A 16,653-nucleotide genomic window follows, 5' to 3' on the forward strand; every position below is an offset into this window, starting at 1 on the left:
TCCTTCGGCATCGCCTTCGTCGCCGGAAGGAACCGCGTACCCAGACCAGCAGCCGGAATGACCGCCTTCGTGATGCGCCCGTTCGCGGGCGCGGTCGTGCTCTCCGTCATCGTCGTGTCCTCTCTCGTCGCATCCGCAATCAGGTCGCCGCCGCGCCCGCTCAGGCGGGCCGGAACCCGGTCGTCTCGGGCGGCGGCGCGTGCCGGATCATGAGGTGCCGGGTCACCGAGTAGTCGAGCAGCGGCTCGATCGACATGTCCTTGCCGAAGCCCGATCCCTTGACGCCGCCGTGCGGCGCCTCGGACGCGATCGGCAGGTGGTCGTTGACCCACGTCACGCCGACATCGAGCGACTGGCTCACCCGGAGGGCGCGACCGACGTCGGTCGTCCACACCGACGAGGCGAGCCCGTACGCGCTGTCGTTCGCGAGCGCGATGCCCTCGGCCTCGCCGTCGAACGGCAGCACCACGAGCACGGGGCCGAAGACCTCGCCCTGCACGATCTCCGACGACTGCGCGGCCCCGACGAGCAGGGTCGGCGCGAAGTACGAGCCGACCCCGTCGATCGAGTGTCCGCCGACGAGCGCCTCGGCCCCCTCGGCGACGGCGCGCGAGACGAAGCCCTCGACGCGTGCACGATGAGCGCGAGACACGAGCGGCCCGATGTGCGTCTCGGGGCTCATCGGGTCACCCGCAACGACGCCCGCGACCGCCTGCCGCAGCGCCGCGACGCCGTCGTCGTAAACCGAACGTTCGAGGTACACACGGGTCGCGGCCGTGCAGTCCTGCCCGGAGTTGTAGGTCGCGCCCATCGTGACGGCCTGGGCCATCGCGCCGAGGTCGGCGTCGGCGAACACGATGACGGGCGCCTTGCCGCCGAGCTCGAGGTGCACGCGCTTCACGCCCTCGACCGCCCCGCGCATGACGGCCTTGCCCGTCTGCGTCGAACCGGTGACGCTCACCATGTCGACCTCGCGGTGCGTGACGAGCGCCTGCCCGACCTCGGCGTCGCCCGTGACGACGTTGAACAGCCCGGCCGGCAGGCCCGCCTCCACGGCGAGCTCCGCGAAGCGCAGCGTCGTGCGCGGGGTCGCAGGCGCGGGCTTCACGATCACCGCGTTGCCGGCGGCGAGCGCGGGCCCGGTCTTCCAGATCGCCATGATGAGCGGGAAGTTCCACGGCGTGATGCCCGCGACGACGCCGACGGGGCGTCGCGTGAGGATCGACGTGTACCCGTTCGAGAACGATCCCGCCCCGGTGCCGTCGAGCGAGCGCGCCGCGCCGGCGAAGAACCGCAGGTTGTCGATGCCGAACGGCAGCTCTCCGTCGAACGCGGTCGTCCAGGGCTTGCCCGAGTCCTCGACCTCGAGGCGGGCGAGGTTCGACGCGTCGGCCTCGAGCGCGTCGGCGAGCCGCAGCAGCGCGAGTGACCGCTCCCCCGGCGTCTTGGCCGCCCACGCCGGCTGCGCCGCCCGCGCGGCCGCGGCGGCCTCGTCGACGTCGGCGACGCCCGACAACGTGAACGACGCGACCTCCTGCTCGGTCGCCGGGTTCGTGATGACGGCGTCGCCGCCGGTGCCGGCGCGGTAGTCGCCGATGAAGGTTCCGGTGCTCATGTCGAGCTCCTCTCGGGCTGGTGGTCGGGGCCGGATGGCCCGGCGTGGGTTGGTGAGCGGGGCGGATGCCGCGCGGGCGGGTGTGCTCGGAGGCCCGGCGAGCGATCGCTACGAGTTGAACCCGAGGCCGAACCGGTCGAGGGTGCGCAGCCACAGGTTGCGCCGGCCCTCGTGCGCGTCGGCCGCGAGGATCGAGCGCCGCGTGAACTGCACGATCGGGTTGCGCAGCGGCTCGGGCGGGATGGGGAACGGCCGGCGCCGCACGATGTCGTACCGCAGCCGCGACGTGGGCTCGCCCGCGAGCAGGTCGAGGGCGACGTCGGCCGAGAACCGCGACGCACCGACCCCGAGGCCGGTGTGCCCGACCGCGTAGGCGACCCGGCCGCCGCGCGCCGTGCCGTACGCCGCGGTGAATCGGGTGGTCGAGTCGATGGGACCCGCCCACCGGTGCGTGAAACGCACCGCCTCGAGCTGCGGGAACGTCTCGAAGAAGTGCCGCGCGAGCAGCTCGTGCGAGGCGTCGCGCTGCTCGAGGCTCGCGTCGACCCTGCCGCCGAAGTAGTACACGGCGTCCCAGCCGCCGAAGAGGATGCGCCCGTCGACGGTCGGCCGGTAGTAGTGGAACTGGTTGCCCGCGTCGGTGAGCCCCTGCCCCTCGGACCAGCCGATCGCCGCCTGCTGTGCGGCGTCGAGCGGCTCGGTCATGAGCACGTGGTCGTAGAGCGGCATGATGTAGTTGCCGAGCCGCCGGAGCGGGGACGGGTAGGCCGCGGTCGCGATGACCGCGGCCTTCGCGTCGACGTGGCCGAGCACGGTGCGCACGCGCACGCCCGCGCCCTGCCGGTCGATGCCGGTGACGGCGGATGCCTCGAAGATGCGGACCCCGCGGCGTTCGAGCTCGGCGGCCATGCCCCAGGCGAGCCGCGCGGGGTCGATGAGCACCGTGCCGCTGCGGTCGCGAAGGCCGCCGAGGTAGGTCGGCGAGTGCACGTCGGCCTGCACCTCGTCACGACCCTGCAGCTCGAGGTCGACGCCGTGCCGTGCGCCGAGCTCGTGCGCCTCGCGCAGCCCGTCGAGCTGCCACGGCTCGATCGCGATCGTCGTCTTGCCCGCGCGCCGCAACCCGCAGTCGATGCCGGCCGCCTCGATCGTGGCGACGAGCTCGGCGAGGTTGCGCTCGCCCTCGTCGTGCAGGGCACCCACCTGGTCGGGCCAGATCGCGGTGCCGTGGGTGAGCCCGTGCGTGAGCGAGCTCGAGACGAAGCCGCCGTTGCGCCCGGTCGCCCCGTGCGCCACGCGTTCGGCCTCGAGCACGACGACGGATGCCGCGGGGTCGCGCTCGAGGGCCCGCCACGCCGTCCACAGCCCCGTGAACCCGGCACCGACCACGACGAGATCGGCCTCCGCGCCGCCCGTGAGCGGCGGCCGGGGTGCCCACGCTCCGGTGCCCGGTGCCCGGTCGGTCCAGTAGGCGCGCGGGGCCGCGTCGGCGAGCGCCGAGCGGGCCTGCTCGTGCGCCCGCGACTGCGCCCGCGCCCTCGTCGCGGTCACACCCGTTCCCGCGCGCCGACGCGCTCGATGACGTCGGCCGCGGCCGAGACGCCGTCGCGCGAGCGGATCTCGGCGCCCGCCGCCGCGACGCGCTCGCGCAGCACGGTGTCGTCGAGAAGCGACCGCACGGCGCCCGCGAGCTCGTCGGGCGTGAAGCGGTACGGGTCGAGACGCACGCCGTAGCCCCGCTCGTGGACGCGCTGGGCGTTGTCGTACTGGTCCCAGAAGAGCGGGAGCAGCACCATGGGCTTGCCGAAGTGCAGCGCCTCCGTCGTGGTGTTGTTGCCGCCGTGGGTGATGACCAGGTCGACGAGCGGGAGGATCTTCGTCTGCGGCAGGAACTCGGCGCCCCACATGTTGTCGGCGAGCTCGATCTCGTCGTGCAGCGGCCCCTTCGAGACGATGACGTTGATCGGCTGGTCGGCGAGCGCGGCGATGACGCGGCGCATGAGCTCGACGTCGGCCGAGCCGAGCGAGCCGAGGCTGAAGTAGACGAGCGGCCGGCTGCCGTCGGTGAACGAGGCGGGCAGCTCGGCGGGCGCCTGCTCGGTCTCGCGCACCGACGAGTCGAGCCGGTGCCAGGTCTCGTCGAGCGGACGCTCGTCGGTGTAGTCGAGCACCTCGGGGTAGACGTAGAGGTTCTCGTCGCCCCGGTGGATGAACTCGAGCTCGGGCAGCGCGGGCGCGCCCTGTTCCTGCACCCAGGCGTCGAACGCCTGCCAGAGCGCGCGGTGCGTGCGGTCGTACTCGGCTCGGAAGCCGGGCCACGCGGCCCGGTCGTCGTCGGCGAGCCCCGAGAACACGGGCGCGATGCCCTCGCCCGGCACCTCGAGCGGGTTGCACGAGACGATGCGCACGAACGGCACGCCGGCCGTCATGAGCGCGGGGAACGCGAGCACGTTGTCCTCGATGATGACGTCGGGCCGCACCCGTTCGATGATCGCCCGCAGCTGGGGCTCGCAGTACTTCGCGCCGTCGACGAGCGCCTGCCAGATCGGCAGCGTGACGGTCTCGAGCTGCTCGGCAGTGGTCTTGCGGAACTCGGGCGAGACGTCGCGGATGTAGTCCTTCCAGAACTGGCCGGCGTCCTGCTCGACCTCCTCCTCTGGGGCCGGGGCGAGGTCGACGAGGTCCTCCTCGAACCCGAGGGCGGCGAGCTTGCCCTCCCACGAACGCTCGGCGGCGAACACGACGCGGTGGCCGCGCTGCAGCAGCACGTTGCCGATGCCGATGCAGTTGTTCGTCGGGCCGTAGGCGCTCTCGGGCATGAAGAGGAACGTGCGGCGCTCGCCTGCCATGATGACTCCTTCGTCGATTTATTGAATGGTGATGAAAAGAATTCGGCTTGTCAAGGGTTCGACAGAATATGGCCGTGACGACGTATCATTGAGCAGCGATACAGAGAACTCGACGACGAGGGGGCCACGCATGGCGCGACCGAAGCGGCAGGAGGAGCGACGCAGCCAGCTCGTCGCGGCTGCGCAGCGCGCGATCGCCGCGCACGGACCCGACGGGGCACGGCTCAATCGGGTCGCCGAGGAGGCCGGTCTCACGTCGAGCGCCGTGCTCTACTACTACCCCGACGTCGACGAGCTCATGTTCGAGGCGAACCGCGCCGGCATGGAGCGGTTCTACGAGGAGCGCGTGCGCATGCTCGAGCAGCTGCCCGACGACCCCGTGCAACGTCTCATCGCACTCGCGGCGTCGGGCCTGCCGAGCGGGCCGGGCGACACCGAGGTTCGCCTGCTCTGCGAGCTCGGCGGGTCGGCCGGCCGCAATCCCGTCATGGGGTCGCTGCTCACGACCCTGTACGACCGGCAGGTGGGCATGTACCAGGTGGTGCTCGAGCAGGGCGCCGCCCGCGGCATCTTCACGCTCGCACAGCCCTCGCTCGTGATCGCGCGCAACCTCGTCGCACTCGAGGACGCCTACGGGTATCGCATCATCGCGCGGCACCCCACGATCGACCACGACGGCGCACTCGAGCTCATCCTGGCGAGCGCGCGGCTCGCGACGGGTCATGCGCTGACGCCCTCCGCCTCCTGAGCGGCGCCGCCGCCGGCCTCCCCCACTGCCGCGGCGTCGGCCTTCGCCGGCGACCCGGCGTCGAGCGGGGCGGATGCCTCGGCCGCGGCATCCTCGTCGGCCGGCGTCTCGCGCGCGACCGCGGCCGCCCGGCCGAACCGCACGCCGACCACGTCGCCGCGCGAATACGTGCTCGCGCCGTGCACCGACGCGATGACCGGGGCCGTGAGGCCCGGCACCTCGACGGCGAGGGTCGACGCCCCGCCGAGGAAGTAGGTGTCGACGATCACCCCGCGGAGCGGCGCCGTGGCGGCGTCGGCCGACAGCTCGACGTCTTCGGGACGCACCACGGCGGTCGCCGCGGCCCCCTCGGCGAGCGGGTGCCCGCCGACCTCGACGGCGCCCGCGCCGGGCACGTCGACGCGACCGGCGCGGGCCACGCCGTCGAGCAGGTTCGCCGAGCCGATGAACGACGCGACGAAGCGGGTCGCCGGGTTCGCGTAGAGCTCCTGCGGCGTCGCCAGCTGCTCGAGGCGGCCGTCGCGGAGGACCGCGATGCGGTCGGCCATCGACATGGCCTCCTCCTGGTCGTGGGTGACGACCACGAAGGTCAGCCCGACCTCGTGCTGCAGTCGCTTGAGTTCGAGCTGCATCGAGGCCCGCACCTGGCGGTCGAGCGCCGAGAGCGGCTCGTCGAGCAGCAGCAGCTTCGGCCGCTTCACGATGGCGCGCGCGAGCGCGACGCGCTGGCGCTGGCCGCCCGAGAGCTGCCCCGGGCGACGCTTCGCGAGGTGGCCGAGGCCGACGACGTCCATGACCTCGGCGACGCGCTTCGCCGTCTCGGCACGGCCGACGCCCTCCGACTCGAGGCCGTAGGCGACGTTCTTCTCGACCGACATGTGCGGGAACAGCGCGTAGCTCTGGAACATCATGTTCACGGGCCGCCGGTGCGCCGGCATGCGCAGCAGGTCGTCGCCGTCGAGCTCGATGCGACCGGCGGCGGGCATCTCGAACCCGGCGATCGAGCGCAGCAGGGTCGTCTTGCCGCAGCCCGAGGGCCCCAGCAGCGCGAAGAACTCGTTGCCCTCGATGTCGAGCGAGATGTCGTGCAGGGCGACGGTGTCGCCGTAGACGGCGCGGACGCCGTCGACGCGGAGGAGGGGTGCGTTCATGGCTTCGTGGTTCCTGTCAGTCGGGTCAGGCGCTGCGCCGCGATCACCGTGACGATGCTCACGAGCAGCAGGATGCTGGCGAGGGCGTTCACCTCGGGCGTGACCCCGAAGCGCACCATGGAGTAGATGACGATCGGCAGGGTGGGCTGCGTCGGCGCCGTCGTGAAGAATGCGATCACGAACTCGTCGATCGAGAGCGTGAAGGCGAGGAGGGCGCCGGCCACGATGCCGGGCGCGAGCTGCGGCAGCGTCACCCGCATGAACGTGCGCACGGGCCCCGCCCCGAGGTCGCGCGACGCCTCCTCGAGGCTCTGGTCGATGCTGGCCATGCGGGCGAGCACGATCGCCGTGACGAACGCGGTCGCGAACACCGCGTGCGCGAGGATCGCCGAGTGCAGCCCGAGCGTCACCGAGAGCAGCGAGAGGAACGTGAGCAGGCCGATGCCGAGCAGCAGGTCGGGCAGGATCGCGGGCGCGATCGCGAACGCGCGGATGAGCCCGCCCCGCGTGTACTTCTGGATGCCGTAGGCGAGCAGCGTGCCGAGCACCGTCGCGATCGCCGTGGCGCCCGCGGCGACGATGAGCGTGTTCGCGAGCCCCTGCATGATCTGCTCGTCGGCGAACAGCTCGGGGTACCAGCGCAGTGAGAAGCCGCGCCACACGAACAGGTTCTCGGAGTCGTTGAAGCTCATCACGACGACGACGAGGATCGGCAGGTAGAGGAACGCGTACCCGAGCCACAACGGCACGAGGATGCCGCGGGCCTTGCGCACCGGGCGCGGCGCCGACGCCGGATCGGCCTCGCGCATCGCGGTCGTCGGCGGGTTGCGGACGTCAACCACGGCGGCTCCCTTCGGTCAGGCGCCGCGACACGGCCGACTGCACGACGATGACGAGCACGAGCATGATCGTGAGCACGAGCGCGAGGGTCGCGCCGAACGGCCAGTCGCGCGCCTCGAAGAACTGGTCGCGCACGAGGTTGCCGACCATGATCGTCTTGCCGCCGCCGATGAGCTCGGGGATCACGAAGTTCGACATCGCCGGAACGAAGACGAAGATGCAGCCCGTGAGCGCGCCGGGCAGCGAGAGCGGCAGGGTGACGGTGCGGAAGGTGCGCCACGGCGTGGCGCCGAGGTTCGTCGCCGCCTCACGCAACGACGGGTCGAGCTGCTGCAGCGACGCGTAGAGCGGCAGCACCATGAGCGGCAGGTACATGTAGAGGAGGCCGACCACGATCGCCTGCGGGGTGTAGAGCATCGAGATGGGGTCGTCGATGATGCCGAGCCCCTGGAGCCACTGGTTCACCCAGCCGGCGTTGTTGAGCAGCAGGATCCACGCGTAGGTGCGGATGAGGAAGTTGGTCCAGAACGGCAGCACGATCGCGACGAGCGCGACGGTGCGCCACTTCGGCGAGAGGCCCGCGATGGCGTACGCCATCGGGTACCCCAGCAGGAGGGCGAGCGCCGTCACGACGAGCGCGACGACGATCGACTGGCCGATGACGCCGAGGTAGAGCGGCTCGAAGAGCTTCACCCAGTTGTCGAGCGTGAACTCGAACACGACGCCGCCGAAGCGGCCGCGCTTGAAGAAGCTGTAGAAGGCGAGCAGCCCAACGGGGATCGCCATGAAGACGATCAGGAACCCGAGGCCGGGCGCGAGGAACGGAACGGGGGCCAGCCCCCGCCGCGCGCGCGGTGCGCGCGCGCCGGGGGCCTTCCGGTCGAGCGTCGAGGTCACGGCGTCAGTTGGTCGCCAGCACTTCGGCGTTGAGGTCGACGTACTTCGTGGTGTCGTCGCCGAGGTCGACGATGACCTCCTGCTCGAAGAGCTCGTCGACCGACATGCCGAGCGTCGGGTACTGCTCGACGAGGGCCGGGTCGAGCGCCTCCATCGCCTTCTGGTTCGGCACCTTGTAGAGGATGTTCTCGGCCACCCAGGTCTGCACCTCGGGGTCGAGGATGTAGTTGACGAAGGCCATCGCGGCCTCCTTGTTCTTCGAGCTGTCGAGCACGGTCATCGTGTCGACCCAGAGGTCGGCGCCCTCCTCGGGCATGACGAACTCGATCGTCGGGTCCTCGGCGATGCCGTAGTTGCACCAGCCGTCCCAGGCCTCGACCATGGCGGCCTCGCCCGAGACGAGCTTCGAGTAGAACGTCGTGTCGTCGTAGGCGAGGAGCGTCGGCTTCGTCTTCAGCAGCTGCGCCTTCGCCTCCTCGAGCTCGGCGTCGTCGGTCGTGTTGACCGAGTGCCCCTCGAGCTTGAGGGCGGGCATCGCGAGCCAGCGGTCGGTCGAGAGCATCGTGGTCTTGCCCTCGAGCTCGGGCTTCGGGTTGAGCAGGTCGCCCCACGAGGTCGGGTCGAACCCGGTGAGGTCGGGTCGGTAGCAGAGCCCCGTCGTGCCCCAGGCGTAGGGCTCGGAGTAGACGTTGCCCGGGTCGTAGTCGAGGTCGAGCGCCTCGGGGTAGAGGTTCTCCTCGTTCGGGATGAGCGCCTTGTCGAGCTTCGCGAGCAGCCCCTGCTCGCCGAGCGCCTGCGCGTACTGGCCCGACATGAAGGCGACGTCGATGCCGGAGTCGGCGCTCGCGGTGAGCTTCGCGACGATGTCCTCGTTCGTCGTGTGGTTGACGATCGTCGTCTTGACGCCGGTCGCCTGCTCGAACTGCTCGGCGAGGTCTTCGGGGTAGTAGTCGGACCAGATCGAGACGGTCAGCGACTGCGCGCTGAGATCGGCGTCGGGGTCGAGGGTCTCGCCGGCGGCGTCGCCGCCGCCCGACGCGCATGACGAGAGGGCGAGCGCGAGCGCGACCGTGCCGGCCGAGGCGGCGACGAGACGTCGGGTCGAACGCATGGTGAACCTCCTGCAACAGTGGACAAGGTTGAGCGATTGTTGCACCGGTCATCAAGAAATGGCAATGCCCCCGAGAAAGTACTAGAGCGGGCTTCACCGAATAGTTACAATCCGAATTCAATGAACTCGATCATCAGCGACGATGCGGCGATCAGCGGCGAGCACCCGATCGTGGGTGGGCGCGTGCTCGCCGTCGACGACGACGGCGCGGTGCTCGTCGACGGCCGCCGCGCGGCCGCGGGCGACGGCCTCGCACGGACGCTCGCCCGCGCGGTCGCGGGCCCGTCGGTCGGGCCGGATGCCTCGGAGCGGGCGATCACGGTCGACCAGACGAACGTGTCGGTCATCGTCGACGAGCGGCTCATCGTGAAGATCGTCGGCCGGTGGGCGGCGTCCGATCGCTCGGCGGCACTGCTCGAGCGCCTCGCCGCCGCCGACGTCGCGGGCGTCGAACGCTTCATGGGGAGCATCGGATGGCGGCATCCCGTGCACGGAATCTCGACGCTCGCGATCGTGACCGAGTACCTGCCGGGCGCCGAAGACGGCTGGACCTGGGCGGTCGACGACGTCGTCGAGCTTCTCGGCGGGGGCCCGGAGCCCGACTGGCCGGCCCTCCTCGGGGCGCGGATCGCGCAGATCCACGGGGTGCTCGGCGAAGCGGCGGCCCCGTCGGGCTCCGGCGCACCGGCCGCCCGCCTCGCCCGCGCCGACGACGCGCTCGCACGGGCGCTCGCCGCGACCGATCCCGACGACGGCGCCGGCGGTGCCCGGCTGCACAACCGTCGCGCCTCGCTCGCGCGCGACATCAGGTCGCTCGAGGGCACGGCGGCGGGCGTCGAGTTCCCGATCCACGGCGACCTGCACCTGGGGCAGGTGCTGGCCTCCCCCGACGGTGGCCGAGGCCGGCGGTACACCCTCATCGACTTCGACGGCGACCCGCAGCTGTCGGCCGACGACCGCGAACGCGCCGACGCGGCCGCGCGCGACGTCGCGCACCTCGTCGTGTCGCTCGACCTCGTCGCCGCAGTGGCGCAGCGACGGCTCGGCCGAGCCGACGACCGCGCCTTCGCGTGGGCCGATCGGGCCCGCGCGGCGTTCCTCGAGGCGTATCGCGCAGGGCTCGCCCGGCCCGAGCTCTTCGACGAGTCGCTCGTGCGCGGGTTCTGCGCCGAGCAGCTCGCGGCCGAGCTGCACTACGCCGACCGGTTCCTGCCGGTGTGGCGCTACGCCCCCGACGCCGCCATCACCCATCGCCATCCCTCGACCGCCGACCATCCGGAGACTCCGTGGACACCACCGCCTTCCGCGCCGACCTCGACCTGATCCCCCGCTCGCTCGGCGACCTCGCCGACGCGCTCGATGCGGGCCTGCCGGGCCTCGACGGCGTCGCCGCGCTCGCCCGTGGCGGCGTCGAGCGAGTGCTCGTCGTCGGCATGGGCTCGAGCCGCTACGCCGCCGACGTCGTCGCCCGGCGGCACCGCGCCGACGGTGCGAACGTCGTCGTCGAGCTCGCGAGCAGCGAACTGCTGCCCACGCCCGCGCCCGGCCTCGTCGTCGTCGCCGTCTCGGCGACGGGCGGCAGCGTCGAGGTGCTGCAGGCGGTCGAGCGGTACCGCGGCACCGGCCGGCTCGTGGCCATCTCGAACCGGCCCGACTCCCCCCTCGGCGAGCGCGCCGACGTCGTCGTCCCGCTCGTCGCCGGCACCGAGGCATCCGGCGTCGCCTGCCGCACGTTCCGTGCGACCTTCGCCGTGCTCGACGCCGTGCTGCACGCCCTGCGGCCGTCCGCGGCGACGGGCGTCGACGCAGCCGTGCTGCGGCGTGCCGCGAGCGCGTCGGCCGAACTGCTCATCGCCTCGGCCGAGTGGCTCGACCCGCTGACGAACCTCTTGGCCGGGCCGAGCGGCGCGTGGACCCTCGCACCGGTCGAACGGCTCTCGAGCGCGCAGCAGTCGGCCCTCATGCTGCGCGAGGTGCCGCGCGTCGGCGCCTTCGCCTCCGAGACGGGTGACTGGTCGCACGTCGACGTCTACCTCACGAAGACGCAGGACTACCGCGCGCTCGTGTTCGCCGGCTCGGCCTGGGACGACCAGGCCCTCGAGTGGATGGCGTCGCGCGGCTCGCGCTTCGCAGCGGTCGGCCGTGAGCTGCCGGGCGCCGAGCTCGTCGTGCGCCACCGGCACGACGACGAGCCCGAGGTCGCCGCACTCGTCGAGGTGCTCGTCGGCGAGCTCGTCGCGAACCGCCTCCTCGACCGGGAGGAGGTGCGTCAGGGCGCCTGATGCCGCGCCGCTGGGCCGTCGGCGCGTCCGCCGACCCCGGGCATCGTTCTTGCTCCATGTTCGGCACCGCTCCACCAATCGGAACAGCGAGGTTCTTCATGCAGGCAACTCCCCGCGGCACCACGCCGCTCACCGCACGGATCGGCTCGATCCTCCGCGCCCACGGCGAGGCCGACCAGCGCGGCATCCCCGTCGACGACGTCCTCGGCGAAGTCGCCGAGGCTCGCGCCGCAGCCGCCGGATCGAGTAGGCGCGCCAGCGCCGTATCGAAATCATCCGCCACCGGCCACCCGAACCAGCCGCCCAGCCGGCGCGACGCCCTCAGGGTCGCGGGCATCGCCGGCGCGGGCGCCGCGCTCGCACTCGCCGCCGCGCCGATGCCGGCCGCGGCCGCCGCCGCCAAGCCCGCCCCGGCGCCAAGCGTCGGCATCGTCGGCGCCGGGCTCGCCGGCACCCGCGCCGCGCACTGGCTGTGGCGCACGAAGGGCATCTCGTCGACGCTCTTCGAGGGCAGCGCTCGCGCCGGCGGCCGCTGCTACAGCCTGCGCGACCACTTCTCCGACGGCATCGTCGTCGAGCACGGCGGCGCGCTCATCAACACCGACCACAACGCCATCCGCAACCTCGCGTCGAACCTCGGCCTGAGCCTCGACGTCGTCGCGGGCGGCAGCTACATGGGCTGGGTCGACAAGTACCGCATCGACGGGGCCGACTACCCCTACGACGACGCGAACGACGACTGGGGCGAGGTGTACCAGGCCATGAAGGCCGACCTCGCAGCCGCTCCGTACTGCCAGACGTTCGACGTGCACACGGCCGCGGGCGTCGCCCTCGACGAGATGACGGTCGACGACTGGCTCGCGGCGAAGGTGCCCGGCGGGCTGTCGAGCCGGTTCGCGAAGCTCATGCAGTCGAACGTCATGGCCGAGTACGGGCTCGAGTCGAACCAGCAGTCGGCGCTCAACCTCGTGTACCTGCTCGGCTGGAACGCGCAGAACAGCCTGTCGCCCATCAACGGCGCCGACGAGAAGTACGTGGTGCGCGGCGGCAACGACCAGATCGTGAGCCGCATGCTCGCAGAGCTTCCCGCGGGCACGGCGCGCTACGGCCACGAGCTCGTCGCCGTGAAGCGCAACGCCGACGGCACCGTGCGGCTGAGCTTCAAGGTCGGCAACCAGACCGTCGACAAGACCTTCGACCGGGTCATCCTCGCGCTGCCCTTCACGACGCTGCGCGAGTGCGACCTCAGCCAGTCGGGTTTCTCGGCGCACACCCGCCGCGCGATCGACGAGCTGGGTCTCGGCGCGAACGCGAAGGTGCACGTCGAAGTGTCGCACCGGCCGTGGGTCGAGCAGGGCTACGGCGGCGCGGCCTACACGAACCCGTCGGGCTTCCAGTGCGGCTGGGACGACACGGCCTCGCACCCCCTGCCGATCGGCGTGTACAACTTCTTCCCCTCTGGCGACCAGGTGAAGGCGTGGTCGGGCCAGCCGTTCGGGGTCGCACCCGCGACCCAGGTGCAGGGGCTGCTCGCCCAGCTCGAGCCGATCTTCCCGGGCGTGACGGCGGCGTACACGGGCAAGAGCTACCGGGACTTCTGGTGGGCGAACCGCTGGTCGCACGGCGCGTACACATGCCAGCGGCCCGGGCAGTACACGCAGCTGTTCGGCGCGGGTTCGACGCCCGAGGGCAACGTGCACTTCGCGGGCGAGCACACGAGCGTCGAGTACTACGGCTTCCTCAACGGGGCGGTCGAGTCGGGCGAGCGCGCCGCGAAGGCGGTCGCGCTGAGCTGAGGCGCGGCGTGGAGCGAGGGCGGGGGCATCGTGCGGATGCCTCCGCCCTCAGCCCGTTCCGACGCCTCCGTCCTCCGTCGTGCCGACGCGGACGACGGGGCACGGCGGGGCCGGCCATCGATTCCCCGCACGTCGCTCAGTCGCCCGCGATCGCGAGGTGCCGGGCGAGGTACCGCCCCGTCGCGGACGAGGGATCGCGGGCGAGCTCGTCGGGGGTCCCGACCGCGACGATCCGGCCGCCGGCCGCTCCGCCGCCCGGACCGAGGTCGATCACGTGGTCGGCGTTCGCGATGAGGTCGAGGTCGTGCTCGATGACGACCACCGTCGCGCCGCGATCGCACAGCCGCTGCAGCACCCGCAGGAGCGTGCGCACGTCGAGCGGATGCAGCCCGACGCTCGGCTCGTCGAGCACGAACACGGCGTCGGTCTGCCTGCGGTGCATCTGGCTCACGAGCTTGAGGCGCTGCGCCTCGCCGCCCGAGAGCGCGGGAGTCGCCTCGCCGAGCGCGAGGTAGCCGAGCCCGAGCTCGTCGAACGCGACGAGGTGCCTGTGCACGCGCGGCAGGTCGACGGTGAACGCGAGCGCCTCGCGCACGGTCCGGCGCAGCAGCCCGGGCAGCGAGATGCCGTCCCGCTCGAACTCCTCGGCCGCCGGCGCGAAGCGGCCGCCGTCGCAGTCGGGGCAGACGATGTCGACGTCGGGCAGGAACTGGACGTCGAGGGAGATCTCGCCCGTGCCCTCGCAGCGCGGGCACGAGAGCGATCCGGTGTTGTACGAGAAGTCGGAGGCGGTGAGTCCGGCGGCCCGTGCGGCCGGGGTCTCCGCGTAGGCGCGGCGCAGGTCGTCCATCACGCCCGAGTAGGTCGCGACGGTCGAGCGCACGTTGAGCCCGATGGGCGTCGCGTCGACGACGTGCACCTTCATCGCCGCGGGGGCGTCGAGCGTGCGCACGTGCGCGGGCAGGGGTGCCGGCGCCGTTCCCGACGCGGCGGTCAGCGCGGGCACGAGGGACTCGAGCACGAGCGTCGTCTTGCCCGAGCCCGAGACGCCGGTGACCGCGGTCAGCCGGCCGAGCGGCACTTCGGCCTCGAGCGCGTGCACGGTGTGGATCGGAGCGGTCTCGAGGCGGATCCGGCCGCGATCGAACACCGACGACGAAGCCGCCCGCTCACGCACGACCACGGGCTCCGCGCCGTCGAGGAATCCGGCGAGCCGTGAAGCGCCCGAGCGCCCGAGCTCGCCGGGCGCCCCCTCCGCGACGACCGTGCCGCCCTCGGCGCCCGACCCGGGGCCGATCTCGACGAGCCAGTCGGCCTCGCGCAGGATCTGGACGTCGTGGTCGACGAACACGACGGAGTTGCCGTCGGCGAGGAGGTCTCGCATCACCCCGAGGAGGCCCTCGACGTTGACCGGATGCAGTCCGATCGACGGCTCGTCGAGCACGTAGAGCACGCCGGTCGTGCGGTTGCGGACGGCGCGCGCGAGCTGGGCGCGCTGCCGCTCCCCCGTCGAGAGCGTCGCCCCCGCCCGGTCGAGCGAGAGGTAGCCGAGCCCGAGCTCGTCGAGTCGACGCGCCATGCCGTGCAGGGTGTCGACGAGGGTCACGGCCATGGGCTGCATGTTCTGCGGCAGCGCTGGCACGACGCCGGGTGCCCACGCGAGCAGCTCGTCGAGCGTCATCGCGGTGACCTCTGCGAGCCCCAGTCCGCCGATCCGAGGCATCCTGGCCGCTTCGCCCAGGCGCGTGCCGCGGCAGTCGGGGCAGACGCCCTCGACGAGGAAGCGCGCGACCTTCGCCAGCCGCTTCTCGTCGTGCGCGCGCTTCAGCTCCTCGGTCACCGTCAACCGGGCGTTGCGGAAGGTGAAGTCGAGTTCGTGGACGCCCTTCCGGCTCGTGACCGTGATGTGCTTCTTCTCCGCGGGGCCGCCGAGCACGATCTCGCGCTCGGCGGCGGTGAGCTCGCGCCACGGGACATCGGTGCGCACGCCGAACTCGCGCGCGATGTCGGGCTGCACGTTGAACCCGAACATCCGCCACGGCGCCACCGCGCCGCCGTCGATCGTCTTCGTCGGGTCGGGCACGAGCGCCGCGTCGTCGACCGTGCGGACGACCCCGGTGCCCTGGCACGTCGGGCAGGCGCCGCCGGAGTTGAACGAGAGGTCCTCGGCGCCGGGCGGCTCGACCCGTTCGCCGCAGACGGGGCACGAGAACGGCACCTCGGCGGCGACGTCGATCGTCGGCGGCACGCGGTGGCCGTTCGGGCACACGTGCGAGGCGAGCCGCGAGAACATGAGCCGCAGCACGTTGAGCAGCTCGGTCGAGGTGCCGAAGGTCGAGCGCACCCCCGGCACGCCCGGCCGCTGGCGCAGGGCGAGCGCCGCGGGGACGTGCTCGACCGAGTCGACGGCGGCGCGCGGCGCCTGGGCCATGCGGCGCCGCGTGTACGTCGACAGCGCCTCGAGGTAGCGACGTGAACCTTCGGCGTAGAGCACGCCCATGGCGAGCGACGACTTGCCCGACCCCGAGACGCCCGCGATGCCGACGAGCGCGTGCAGCGGGATCTCGACGTCGACGTCCCGGAGGTTGTGCACGCGCGCCCCGCGGACGGCGATGCGCGACGGCAGACCGCGGTCGATCGCGGTGGGCGACGGGTCCGTTGCGTCGGACGGGTGGCGGCTCATGTCGTCACGCTACCGGGACGCCGCCGGATGCCCGCCGTCGCCGGTGCTCGTGAGGAGCGCCGCGACCCCCCTGACGTGACGGGCGAGGGTCCGCCGATCGGGTGGTGACAACGGCGCCGCGGTCGTGAGCACGTCGTGGATCGCCGCGGTGAGCACGAACCCGAAGGCGGGCACGTCGGCGTCGGCCCGGATCTCGCCCGATCGCTGACGCGCGGCGAGGAACTCGCTCATGACGCTCGCCCACGACCGGGTCGCTCCCCGGGCCGCGGCCTCGCGGAGGAACTCGTCACCGCGGGCCTGGGCGGAGACGTGGGCGACGAGCATCGGCGCGAGCGAGTCGAGATGGAGGTCGGCGAATTCCAGGATCCGCTCCGCGAGGTCGCCGCCCGGTCTCGCCGACCACTCGTCGATGCGGGCGTTGAGCTCATCGAGCGACCGTCGGGTCAGCTCGTGGAGGAGTTCGTCGCGCGACGGGAACGCCTTGTACGACAGCCCGACCGCGGTACCGGCCTCGTTCGCGAGGCTTCGCATGGTGAGCCCGCCCGGCCCCTGCGTCGCCACGAGTCCGCGAGCGTGCTCGAGCAGTCGCTCACGGAGTTCGTCGACGTCGTACGCGGCGCGTGGCATACCGACTCCTCCCGGGGCTTGACGGCCACCCTAGCATGAACTACCGTTCATGAA

At 72.2% G+C, this 16,653-nt stretch carries 13 protein-coding genes and 1 pseudogene; 4 read left to right on the forward strand and 10 right to left on the reverse strand.

Annotation, left to right across the window (positions count from 1 at the left end):
• The 4 genes and pseudogenes from AC3RJ6_RS18800 to AC3RJ6_RS18815 all read right to left on the reverse strand — a co-directional run.
• Positions 1-110: pseudogene (locus AC3RJ6_RS18800) on the reverse strand (UTP--glucose-1-phosphate uridylyltransferase); the annotation flags it as partial.
• 50 nt (positions 111-160) lie between these two features.
• Positions 161-1,615 (reverse strand): aminobutyraldehyde dehydrogenase, encoded by a 1,455-nt coding sequence (locus tag AC3RJ6_RS18805; RefSeq protein ID WP_491428664.1) that lies wholly within the window; start codon positions 1,613-1,615, stop codon positions 161-163.
• A gap of 108 nt (positions 1,616-1,723) precedes the next feature.
• Entirely contained in the window at positions 1,724-3,166 is a 1,443-nt protein-coding gene (locus tag AC3RJ6_RS18810) for an NAD(P)/FAD-dependent oxidoreductase (protein ID WP_491428665.1), read from the reverse strand.
• Positions 3,163-4,464 carry a glycosyltransferase gene (locus AC3RJ6_RS18815; RefSeq protein ID WP_491428666.1) on the reverse strand — a complete coding sequence of 434 codons (1,302 nt, stop codon included), beginning with the start codon at positions 4,462-4,464 and terminating at the stop codon, positions 3,163-3,165. Before AC3RJ6_RS18815 ends, AC3RJ6_RS18810 begins: the two co-directional genes overlap by 4 nt.
• A 130-nt stretch (positions 4,465-4,594) precedes the next feature.
• Here AC3RJ6_RS18815 and AC3RJ6_RS18820 point away from each other — a divergent pair, with 130 nt between their 5' ends.
• Positions 4,595-5,212, forward strand: a complete 618-nt coding sequence (locus tag AC3RJ6_RS18820; protein WP_491428667.1) for a TetR/AcrR family transcriptional regulator — start codon at positions 4,595-4,597, stop codon at positions 5,210-5,212.
• Here AC3RJ6_RS18820 and AC3RJ6_RS18825 read toward each other — a convergent pair.
• From AC3RJ6_RS18825 to AC3RJ6_RS18840, 4 genes are read right to left on the reverse strand one after another with little or no spacing between them, the layout of a single operon-like run.
• Entirely contained in the window at positions 5,185-6,363 is a 1,179-nt protein-coding gene (locus AC3RJ6_RS18825) for an ABC transporter ATP-binding protein (RefSeq protein ID WP_491428668.1), read from the reverse strand. The two genes, AC3RJ6_RS18820 and AC3RJ6_RS18825, sit on opposite strands and share 28 nt — an antisense overlap.
• The gene (locus AC3RJ6_RS18830; RefSeq protein WP_491428669.1) at positions 6,360-7,205 is read right to left on the reverse strand and encodes an ABC transporter permease; all 846 of its coding nucleotides are present in this window, start codon (positions 7,203-7,205) and stop codon (positions 6,360-6,362) included. The genes AC3RJ6_RS18825 and AC3RJ6_RS18830 overlap by 4 nt, the downstream gene beginning before the upstream one ends.
• On the reverse strand, positions 7,198-8,100 hold the full coding sequence (locus AC3RJ6_RS18835; protein ID WP_491428670.1) for an ABC transporter permease: 903 nt from the start codon (positions 8,098-8,100) through the stop codon (positions 7,198-7,200). Before AC3RJ6_RS18835 ends, AC3RJ6_RS18830 begins: the two co-directional genes overlap by 8 nt.
• Before the next feature lie 4 nt (positions 8,101-8,104).
• Positions 8,105-9,211 carry a polyamine ABC transporter substrate-binding protein gene (locus AC3RJ6_RS18840; protein WP_491428671.1) on the reverse strand — a complete coding sequence of 369 codons (1,107 nt, stop codon included), beginning with the start codon at positions 9,209-9,211 and terminating at the stop codon, positions 8,105-8,107.
• Between the two features lie 120 nt (positions 9,212-9,331).
• Here AC3RJ6_RS18840 and AC3RJ6_RS18845 point away from each other — a divergent pair, with 120 nt between their 5' ends.
• The 3 genes from AC3RJ6_RS18845 to AC3RJ6_RS18855 all read left to right on the forward strand — a co-directional run bounded on the left by AC3RJ6_RS18845 (position 9,332) and on the right by AC3RJ6_RS18855 (position 13,289).
• Complete coding sequence (locus AC3RJ6_RS18845; RefSeq protein ID WP_491428672.1) at positions 9,332-10,534, forward strand: hypothetical protein; 1,203 nt, start codon at positions 9,332-9,334, stop codon at positions 10,532-10,534.
• Positions 10,498-11,493, forward strand: coding sequence for an SIS domain-containing protein (locus AC3RJ6_RS18850; RefSeq protein ID WP_491428673.1), 996 nt, complete (start codon positions 10,498-10,500; stop codon positions 11,491-11,493). The genes AC3RJ6_RS18845 and AC3RJ6_RS18850 overlap by 37 nt, the downstream gene beginning before the upstream one ends.
• A 98-nt stretch (positions 11,494-11,591) precedes the next feature.
• Complete coding sequence (locus tag AC3RJ6_RS18855) at positions 11,592-13,289, forward strand: flavin monoamine oxidase family protein (protein ID WP_491428674.1); 1,698 nt, start codon at positions 11,592-11,594, stop codon at positions 13,287-13,289.
• Positions 13,290-13,425: 136 nt separating this feature from the next.
• Here AC3RJ6_RS18855 and AC3RJ6_RS18860 read toward each other — a convergent pair whose 3' ends face one another.
• Both AC3RJ6_RS18860 and AC3RJ6_RS18865 read right to left on the reverse strand, forming a co-directional pair.
• The gene (locus tag AC3RJ6_RS18860; protein WP_491428675.1) at positions 13,426-15,972 is read right to left on the reverse strand and encodes an excinuclease ABC subunit UvrA; all 2,547 of its coding nucleotides are present in this window, start codon (positions 15,970-15,972) and stop codon (positions 13,426-13,428) included.
• Positions 15,973-15,981: 9 nt separating this feature from the next.
• Positions 15,982-16,599, reverse strand: coding sequence for a TetR/AcrR family transcriptional regulator (locus AC3RJ6_RS18865; protein ID WP_491428676.1), 618 nt, complete (start codon positions 16,597-16,599; stop codon positions 15,982-15,984).
• Positions 16,600-16,653: the final 54 nt, after the last annotated feature.

Source organism: Agromyces cucurbitae (assembly GCF_058349945.1).